This is a genomic window from Cryobacterium sp. Hh38 (assembly GCF_004403235.1).
In the GTDB taxonomy this organism is placed as follows: domain Bacteria; phylum Actinomycetota; class Actinomycetes; order Actinomycetales; family Microbacteriaceae; genus Cryobacterium; species Cryobacterium levicorallinum.
Genome location: NZ_SOHD01000009.1, coordinates 1 through 8,488 on the forward strand (window position 1 = coordinate 1; position 8,488 = coordinate 8,488).

General features: G+C 57.6%; 8 protein-coding genes and 3 pseudogenes. 7 read left to right on the forward strand and 4 right to left on the reverse strand.

The features are described from left to right. Window positions 1–160: 160 nt before the first annotated feature. Window positions 161–274, forward strand: a pseudogene (locus E3T41_RS18920) (DUF3140 domain-containing protein); the annotation flags it as partial. 124 nt (window positions 275–398) lie between these two features. Here the strand turns inward: E3T41_RS18920 and E3T41_RS05220 are convergent. After that, on the reverse strand, window positions 399–1,541 hold the full coding sequence (locus E3T41_RS05220) for a glutathione-independent formaldehyde dehydrogenase (RefSeq protein ID WP_134477616.1): 1,143 nt from the start codon (window positions 1,539–1,541) through the stop codon (window positions 399–401). Between the two features lie 315 nt (window positions 1,542–1,856). Here E3T41_RS05220 and E3T41_RS05225 point away from each other — a divergent pair. The 3 genes and pseudogenes from E3T41_RS05225 to E3T41_RS05235 form a co-directional block, all read left to right on the forward strand. After that, window positions 1,857–2,306 (forward strand): annotated as a pseudogene (locus tag E3T41_RS05225) (IS30 family transposase); the annotation flags it as partial. 102 nt (window positions 2,307–2,408) lie between these two features. Then, window positions 2,409–2,504, forward strand: coding sequence for an IS3 family transposase (locus tag E3T41_RS05230; RefSeq protein ID WP_134477618.1), 96 nt, complete (start codon window positions 2,409–2,411; stop codon window positions 2,502–2,504). 188 nt (window positions 2,505–2,692) lie between these two features. Next, on the forward strand, window positions 2,693–3,196 hold the full coding sequence (locus tag E3T41_RS05235) for a GNAT family N-acetyltransferase (protein WP_134477620.1): 504 nt from the start codon (window positions 2,693–2,695) through the stop codon (window positions 3,194–3,196). 248 nt (window positions 3,197–3,444) lie between these two features. Here E3T41_RS05235 and E3T41_RS05240 read toward each other — a convergent pair whose 3' ends face one another. Continuing rightward, window positions 3,445–3,771 (reverse strand): hypothetical protein, encoded by a 327-nt coding sequence (locus E3T41_RS05240; RefSeq protein WP_092453158.1) that lies wholly within the window; start codon window positions 3,769–3,771, stop codon window positions 3,445–3,447. A gap of 365 nt (window positions 3,772–4,136) precedes the next feature. Between E3T41_RS05240 and E3T41_RS05245 the strand changes: the two are divergent. After that, window positions 4,137–4,799, forward strand: a pseudogene (locus tag E3T41_RS05245) (recombinase family protein). A 299-nt stretch (window positions 4,800–5,098) separates the two neighbouring features. On the opposite strand, the gene E3T41_RS05250 reads toward E3T41_RS05245, so the two are convergent. Further along, window positions 5,099–5,890: a GntR family transcriptional regulator gene (locus E3T41_RS05250; protein ID WP_134441879.1), complete on the reverse strand. Its 792-nt coding sequence runs from the start codon at window positions 5,888–5,890 to the stop codon at window positions 5,099–5,101. A gap of 88 nt (window positions 5,891–5,978) precedes the next feature. Here E3T41_RS05250 and deoD point away from each other — a divergent pair, with 88 nt between their 5' ends. Together deoD and E3T41_RS05260 are read left to right on the forward strand one after the other, a co-directional pair. Then, complete coding sequence (gene deoD, locus E3T41_RS05255; RefSeq protein ID WP_241985215.1) at window positions 5,979–6,749, forward strand: purine-nucleoside phosphorylase; 771 nt, start codon at window positions 5,979–5,981, stop codon at window positions 6,747–6,749. Then, window positions 6,749–8,152: an MFS transporter gene (locus E3T41_RS05260; RefSeq protein ID WP_134441878.1), complete on the forward strand. Its 1,404-nt coding sequence runs from the start codon at window positions 6,749–6,751 to the stop codon at window positions 8,150–8,152. The genes deoD and E3T41_RS05260 overlap by 1 nt, the downstream gene beginning before the upstream one ends. 40 nt (window positions 8,153–8,192) lie before the next feature. Here the strand turns inward: E3T41_RS05260 and E3T41_RS05265 are convergent, their stop codons facing one another. After that, window positions 8,193–8,369 carry a recombinase family protein gene (locus E3T41_RS05265; RefSeq protein ID WP_134441968.1) on the reverse strand — a complete coding sequence of 59 codons (177 nt, stop codon included), beginning with the start codon at window positions 8,367–8,369 and terminating at the stop codon, window positions 8,193–8,195. Window positions 8,370–8,488: the final 119 nt, after the last annotated feature.

Below are 8,488 nucleotides of genomic sequence, written 5' to 3' on the forward strand. Positions count from 1 at the left end.
CCAGGTGGGACTCAACCACGCCGATAGTGGGGCTCAACGATACAAATCAAGCATCTGAACAGTGGGGCTCACTCGCACCACAGGTGGTGCCCATCGAAGCCAATATTCATGTGTGGGCCACGGGTGATCATATGTCTACAATTCTTGGAATAAAAAGGCCGATCTGACCGCGTCCGCTATCGAACACATGTCTAGGGTGATCAACTACGTGAAGCGGCACAGGGCACGGGGCACAGATTTCAACGCCGAGCACTCACGATGGCGATACTCGTGATGAACTAGGGGAATGACCCACTAAAAACGTAGCGGCAGGGGAACTGTGCGGTCTGGTTCTCCCTGCCGCGCACGCCGTAATTTAGGCCACAGAAGCTAGGTCACATGGGCCGCTAGGTGTTGGCCTATTCGGGCTTGAGGATCACCTTGGTCCACCCGTCGGTGCGGTCGCCGAAGTTCTTATAGGCATCCGCGGCATCGCTAAGGGGAATCTCGTGGGAAACGATCCATGATGGCTTGGCCTTACCCACAGCTATCAGCTCGCGCAACTGCCGATTATATTTCTTTACCGGGCATTGGCCACTGCCAATGTTTTGGCCCTTGAGCCACTGCAGGCCGTAGTCAATAGCAATCTTGCCCTGCTTGGCGTTCTCGTCGATGCCGCCAGGATCTGCCGGCAGGAAAACGCCAACAACACCAATTCCGCCGGTGATGCGCACGGACCGAATCAGCCGATTCAGAGTCATGGCGGGATCTTCGGTGCCCTGTGGGTCGTGGGCCTGATAGCCCACGCATTCACAACCCCGATCCGCGCCAATACCCTTAGTCTGGTCCAAAACAAACTGAACCGGGTCCGTCTTCGAGTCATCAACGGGAATCGCGCCGATCTGCTCGGCGAGCGCCAGCCGGTCTGGGCGTCGATCCACAACCCAGACTTTACTCGCGCCCTTGATCGTCGCGGACAGGGCTGCCATCAGCCCGACCGGACCCGCACCGTAAATCACTACTGTGTCACCGGGTATGACTCCAGCCATCTCGGTAGCGTGATAGCCGGTAGGGAAGATATCTGAAAGCATCACGTAATCGTTTTGCTTTTCTACGGCGTCTTCACCCAGGCGCAAGCAGTTGTTGTCGCCGTAGGGCACACGCAACATTTGGGCCTGCCCGCCAGGATACGGACCCATACCAGCGAAGCCGTAGGCGGCGCCCGCGCCGACCGGGTCTGACTGAGTGGTCATGCAATAGTTGGTGAAACCGCGTTCGCAATTCTTGCAAAAACCGCAAGAAATATTGAACGGCAGCACGACGCGTTCGCCGACTTTTACCTTGTCGACGCCATTACCGATCTCGATGACCTCGCCCATATTTTCGTGGCCAAACGTGCGTCCAGTTTCGAAATCGGTAAGTCCCTCGTACATGTGTAAATCTGAACCGCAAATATTCGTGGCCGTGATGCGTACGAGAACGTCAGTGGGACGCTCGATCGTGGCATCCGGAACTTCTTCAACGTTGACCTCATTGGGGCCCTTGTACACGACTGCCTTCATTTTTTTCTCTCTCTAGTTTTCCTGACCGTGAAAATCAACGGTCCGTCTTCACTTTCGGAGGTGTTCGAATTGAGTGCCCAGGCAACCTCGAGTTGCCCGCGGTTGTGCATACGTCGTGTATAGCACCGTTCCATGCGCACCGCCTCACCGCCGCAATCGTTGATATCGGTCACCGATCACACCATGCTTGCGTTCACGTTTGCATCGGACCACGACATCAATGGTGGTCTGTCATACGGCGGCATTGAGCCCGAGGACGGATCTGGTTGGCTCTCTCGGTTGCCACCGTCTGGAGCGTTACTACTCCGGCAATTGGGCGACCTCATCACCGGCAAACTCAACAAGACCGCGATTGCGACCCTGGTCGAGCGCACCACCCGTTACGTCATGCTCGTCCACCTGCCCGGCGCCCACACAGCCGACGCCGTCCGTGACGGTCTGGTGGCCACGATCGGCACGCTGCCGGCACACCTTCGCGGGTCGCTGACTTGGGACCAGGGATCAGAGATATCGACCCACAAGTCATTCACCACCGCGACAGACATGCCGGTGTATTTCTGCGACCCGGCCAGCCCCTGGCAGCGGGGCTCGAACGAGAGCACCAACGGGCTCCTGCGCCAGTATTTGCCGAAGGGAAGCGACCTGTCGGCTTATGGCCTCGAGGATCTGGAACGGGTCGCGCAGGAACTGAACGGCCGACCCCGCAAAACGCTCGGCTGGGACACCCCGGCAGAGCGATTCCGTGATCTACTAATCAGTACTTGATCAGCGCGGTGTTGCAACGACAGATGGAATCCAAGCATTGGCAGCGTAGAAGAATCCACTAATTCCGCTGTTCGAAATACCCGCGGCAGCTCAATCAATGCCGTGGCAGAGTCGTTTTTCTCCCATATGAAAACTGAGATGCATTACCAGCAGCACTTCGACAACCACCTCGCCGCACGCACCGCGGTGATGGAATAAATCGAATCCTGGTACAACCGGCGGCGGCCCCACTCCCACAGCGGAAGATTACAACCGGCCGCAGCTCTAGCCGCTTACCAAGACCACCGCCAACTGGCTGCGGCATAGAAGAAAAACACAACAGACTGTCTCAAAAACTTGAGGGCGCAGTAAGGCCACGTTCAGCTCTTCGGAATACCGTCGGTACCATGACGTATGCGCTTCGCTCCCTCAACCCTCTCGATCTCCCCCAGGTGCTCACGCTGAACAATGAGGCAGTTCCCGCCGTCTATGCCCTTGACGCTGATTTGCTTACCACCCTCGTAGCTACTGCTACTCACTCAGTCGTGGTCACGACGGTGGAGGATGTGCACACCGTGGCTGGTTTCGTGATCGGCTTTGCCCCGTCCGCCGAATATGCAAGTGAAAGCTACCGTTGGTTTGAAGCCCGATCGAGCGACTTCCTCTATGTAGACCGCATCGTCGTGGCGCCAAACGCGCGAAGCCAGGGCCTCGGCGAATTGCTCTACGCCTCCGTCTTTCAGGCTGCTCGCGAGGCCCACGCCACCGAAGTGGTGTGCGAAGTGAATACCTTTCCGCCCAATCCGCAGTTGCTGGCCTTCCACTCACGTCTCGGTTTCACCACGGTCGGCGAGCAGACCAACACGGGCGACACGGGCGCCGCCGCACTGCTCACGGCACTCGTTTCATAGCTCACTGCGGCCTCGCCGTACCGGCTTGAGATTGTGTTCATAAATGACGATCGAAGCAACTGTGCTCGCTGTCGCCGGAACATGATCTACGCTACACGCACCTATCGGCCCCAAGCCGTGTGCTCTCTCGCTGCAACAACACCACGCCTATGAATATGACGGACTCGCATCCGAGGAAAATTCGATGCCTCTGTGACCGCGCGGAAAAAATCCACAGGAATCAAACAGGGATGGCAAAGTCAACACAATTACGACGGGCTGACCGCGCCCCACTCCATTGCCGTGACGACCACCGCACAGATGAGAAAAATAATCACGATCAGCAGGGTAAACGTTGCAAGGAGGCCGAGCCGCAGTCGCCTACGACTCACGGCAAAACGGATGACCACCATCGCCGCATACAGAACCAATACGATAACCAATCCTGTGGTCGCGACCCCGGCTGGGCTGAGCCACTGCATAGCGAAAAGTAGCCCGGCGCAGATGAGCGTAAGAGCGCCACCCACCACAAGCCAGATAGCGCCCATCGACGTAGTCAGCGATCGTTGATCGCGCACTCGCTGCGACTCTGACATTATCGGCATCCTTCCGTCTCGTCTTGCGCAGTACCCACGTTGCCACTCGCGAGAAGAAAATGCCAGAGCCAAGCACGCATCTGCTCCCTCTGTGCCCGTTCTCCGCCTACCCTCATCGACGTTTTGTGTCGTCACAATTCTTTTGTCCCTCAGCACTCGGCGGGGTGCCTCTAACGCGACAAGCTTTCGACCGTTCAGGCCGTCTCGAAACCGCCCTAGGGATATAAGACGTCTCACGCCCACGCCTTGGCTCCCTCCGCATTTGCTGGGATCGTGCGGCGCGCCGATTCTCATAACTATGTCGCATAACCGCATGCTTGAACTGTGGTACTCGCCATTGGTTAGGAGACGCCCCAGGAGCAGAAATGACTAAACTGACCGGCTACGCGCGCGTGTCCACGCGACAGCAGTCCACCGACCGGTAACAGATCGACATCTTCGCCGCTGGCGTCCGGCGTAACGACCTCTACGTCGACCACGGCATCTCCGGTGCTCGAGCATCACGGCCCCAGTTCGACCGTGCGCTCGACGTACTCCAAGACGGCGACACCCTCGTCATCACGACCCTGGGCCGGCTCGGGCGGTCAACACAGAACATGCTCGCGTTCGCCGAAGAGCTCCGCGGTTGCGGCGCTAGTCTTCGCGTACTCAACCTGGGTGGCGGCGATGTCGATACTGCGACACCGATGGGGTCCCTGCTATTCACGATCATGGCAGCGCTCGGGCAGATGGAACACGAAATCAAACGAGAGCGTATTGTCGACTCCATCAATAAACGCCGCAAAGCCGGCAAGGATTTAGGCGGCCGTCCACGGATCATCACCGACAGCCAAATCCGCAACGCTCGTCGACTCATCGACGGTGGAGAGACAGCGACAACAGTTGCCCGAGATCTTAAAATGTCTCGTGCAACTTTTTATCGCCGAACGCGGGCACTGGACCTCACCACTGAGGCATCGAGGCGTCCGAACGTGCCCCGTATAGCCTCAACCAGCTACTACTCTAAGCAAAACCCTACGTTGCTCTGACTGCTTGATTTTGCCCTAGAAACGTTGTAGCGAAACCGTGATCTTGGCGCAATCACATCAAATCATCAACCGCAAAACGAGCAGTCACAACGATGACCAACCGTACCGGACCTGACAAAGACGCCTGCAAGCGCCACAACGTCATCGAATACTATTTCGCCGTATGCAAGCAATAGCGCCGCATCACCATCCGCTACGACAAGCTCAACCGAACCCACCGCGGTCGGGTTGTTCTCAGGACGATAACCATCTGATCGAAGACAATAAGAGTCACGTCCCAGTTCCACCGTGAAGCGCCACTAGCTCGGGTTGCGTTGCATTATCGACAGCGACCCGTGACCGGGTGCGACGACACACTTCGCGGCGTAGAGCGGCATTCCGCCGTGCTCCGCTGTCTGAGTAAAGATGAGGACCGCCGCCGACGGCTTCACGTTCAGCAGTTTCGCCCGTGTGGGGCCAGCATCGGTTGCGACGATCTGGCACACGCCGTTTGTAAAGACGTGTCCGTTGGCCTGCATGGATGCGAGGAGCGTCCGTGGCTCGGCAGCGATTTCCAAAAGCTCGGATGCGATTCTGGCACTCACATCACTGAGGTAGCGCCCAGCAGGGAGATGCTCTTGAACAGTCGCAACGGGAAGGCCGTCTTGCAGCAAGACGCTCTCGCGGATCCAAGCGTTAGCAGTGGGGTCCAGCGCGAGCCGTTTGGACACGAAGTCTGTTACCTTCTCCAACTCGAAGCGCACCGGCTGCACCGTAATTGTCATGGTCGGGTCCGCTAAGACAACCTCAAATGGCCGCATCTGCTCCAGCCCGCCGTGCGGAAGGGCGTCCGTGACGAATCGCCCCACTCCGCGCCGGGTGACCAGCAACCCGTCTTCTTCGAGGAGCATCAGCGCCTCGCGTACGGGCGTGCGGCTGACGCCAAGCATTACCGAGAGCTCTGTTTCTCTGGGCAGCATCTCACCGAGCCGGAATGCGCCAGAGCGGATCCCCTCAGCAAGCCGCGTATAAATGGCGACCCGAATCGGTTGGCCGACGGCAAGACGAAGTTGCTGTTGCAAGAACGGGTGGGGTTCCAAACGGGTCGTCACTCGACCTCCTTGTTGCCCGACAGTATCATATGTGACATCTTACTCAAGAGGTATAACCTCATACTGTAATCCAGACAAAGGAGTCCACGTGAGTTCAACAAGCCTTAAGGCCGAATCACCGTCAACGGCGAAGGATCCGTTCCCCACTATGGTCACGATCAGCACGCCGCACATTAATCCGAAAGGGGTGGACATTGCCGAGACAATCCTCCTTCCTGGGGATCCACTGCGAGCGAAATTCATCGCCGAGACCTACTTAGACGACATCCGGTGCTTCAACGAGGTTCGTAACATGTTGGGCTTTACGGGCACTTACCGGGGGCGTCCTGTGTCCGTAATGGGCACGGGTATGGGTATTCCTTCCATCTCGCTCTACAGCTATGAGCTGATCCATTTCTTCGGGGTTAAGAACCTGATCCGGGTGGGTACCTGCGGCGCCATGCAGGCGAACATGAACCTCCACGACGTAGTCATCGCTCAGGGTGCGTCGACCAACTCCAACTACCTGCACCAGTTCAACCTGCCCGGCTTCTGGGCGCCGCTGTCGTCGTACCGACTACTAGAGCAGGCCAAGCGGATCGCCGACAACCGCAGCCAGCGTACTCACGTCGGCAACGTGCTCTCGTCGGACCTGTTCTACGGCGCCGATCCCGATGCCATGACCAAATGGATGAAGATGGGCATCCTTGCCGTAGAGATGGAGTCGGCGGGGTTGTTTGCCAACGCCGCGGCCGCGGGCGTCGATGCGCTTGGCATCTTTACCGTCAGCGACCATCTCATCACCAACGCCGAGACCACCCCTGCGGAACGGCAAACCGCCTTCACCGCGATGATCGAGATCGCGTTGGAATTGGTCTGATGGGCACGGCGACCAACGCTACGGGTCCGTTCCAGGTTTTCAAACCAACCCGGGCCGTACCCATTCTGCTGTCCCTCTTCGTCTTCTCGCTGGTGCTGGACAATGGCTTCAAGTTCTTGTCGCCGGCGTTAGCGAAAGATCTCAATCTGCCCGTTGACACCGTCAGTCTGCAAGCCACCCTAGCCGGCATCCTGATTGGTATCGGTGCCGTAGTTTACGCCGCACTAGCCGACTCGATCAGCATCCGAAAGCTCATCATCTTCGCGATCATCGTGATGACAGCAGGTTCGATCGTCGGATTCATCTTCCAGACTAATTTTTCGCTGATCTTGGTCGGCCGTCTGATTCAGACCGCCGGCTTGGCGGCCGCCGAGACCCTCTACGTGATTTATGTCACCAAGCACTTTAGGGGCGACGAGCAGAAGAAGTACCTAGGCTTCAGCACCGCAGCCTTCCAATTGTCGCTGCTGATCGGCACCGTCGGCAGCGGCTTCATCGCCACCTACATCGGCTGGGCAGCCTTCTTTTTAATCACGTTACTTTCCTTGCTAGCCATCCCAGTCGTGCTGCGTACAGTTCCCGCAGAGACGACACACGACGGCCACGTGGACGCGTTCGGGCTTTTCCTAATCGCGGTGTTCGCCACCGGCACCATCTTGTTCATGCAGAACTTCAACTTGTGGTATTTGCTGCCGGTCGTAGCGGGACTGATCCTCTTCGTCTGGCACATCCGAACCCACGACAACGCCGTGATCACCATCGCGTTCTTCGCCAACGCCCAATACTCGCTGATGATAATCGTGGTGTTCGTCATCTACTCGGTCCAACTGGGCTACACCTTCATGTTCCCATTCCTTGTCTCCGACGTTTACGGCTATAACCTCGGCGAGGTTTCCTTGTTGCTGATCCCCGGGTACATCGCGGCCGTGATAGTCGGCTCGGCCACCGGCAAGATCGCCAAGTTCCTCACGTCCAAGCAAGCCATCACCATCGCATTGATCGGGATCATCGTCTCGATGCTGCTCCCGGCACTCTTAGTGGATACGTGGATCGGGATCTTCGTGATCTCGATGATCCTGTTCGGGATGAGCTTCGCGTTGATGTACGGCCCACTCGTCTCGACCGCCATTATGCGGGTGCCGGTCGAGAATTCGGGTATCGCCATCGGCTTCTACAACCTCACCATCAACATCGCCGTGCCAATCGGAATCGCCTACACCGCAACCCTGATGAAGCTAAAACCCAACCTGCTAGATGGCATCACCGGCGCCGACCAAGCGTCCTCCTACGGATCAGTGTTGTTAATACTCACGGCGGTCGCTACCTTCAGTCTGGTGCTCTACCGAGTCTTCGTCGTGATCCTGGAGCGTCAGAGCACCGAGAAGCCGAACACTTTGAGATAGTGAAGAGTTTGATTCCGCTCGACGTCGTGCCGAGCCAATGTCACGTCATAAACCGGGGCCTCCGTTCAACATGGCCGGCCCGGTTACTTCCGGTGAAGCCCTGATCGATGAACGTCTTTTGGAGTGAGACCCCGAGGACGACGAGGGCGTTCTTTTGGGCCGTCCGGTCTTGGTTGTTGGTGGATACGCGTGCGTATCCGATAAGCATCCCGGTCATGCTGGAGTACACTGGCCTGCCGCGGGTATTTCGGACAGCGGAATTAGTGGATTCTTCTACGCTGCCAATGCTGGCTGTTGATAACCGTAGTGGACTTCATTCGGCCTTCGGTAACCGAG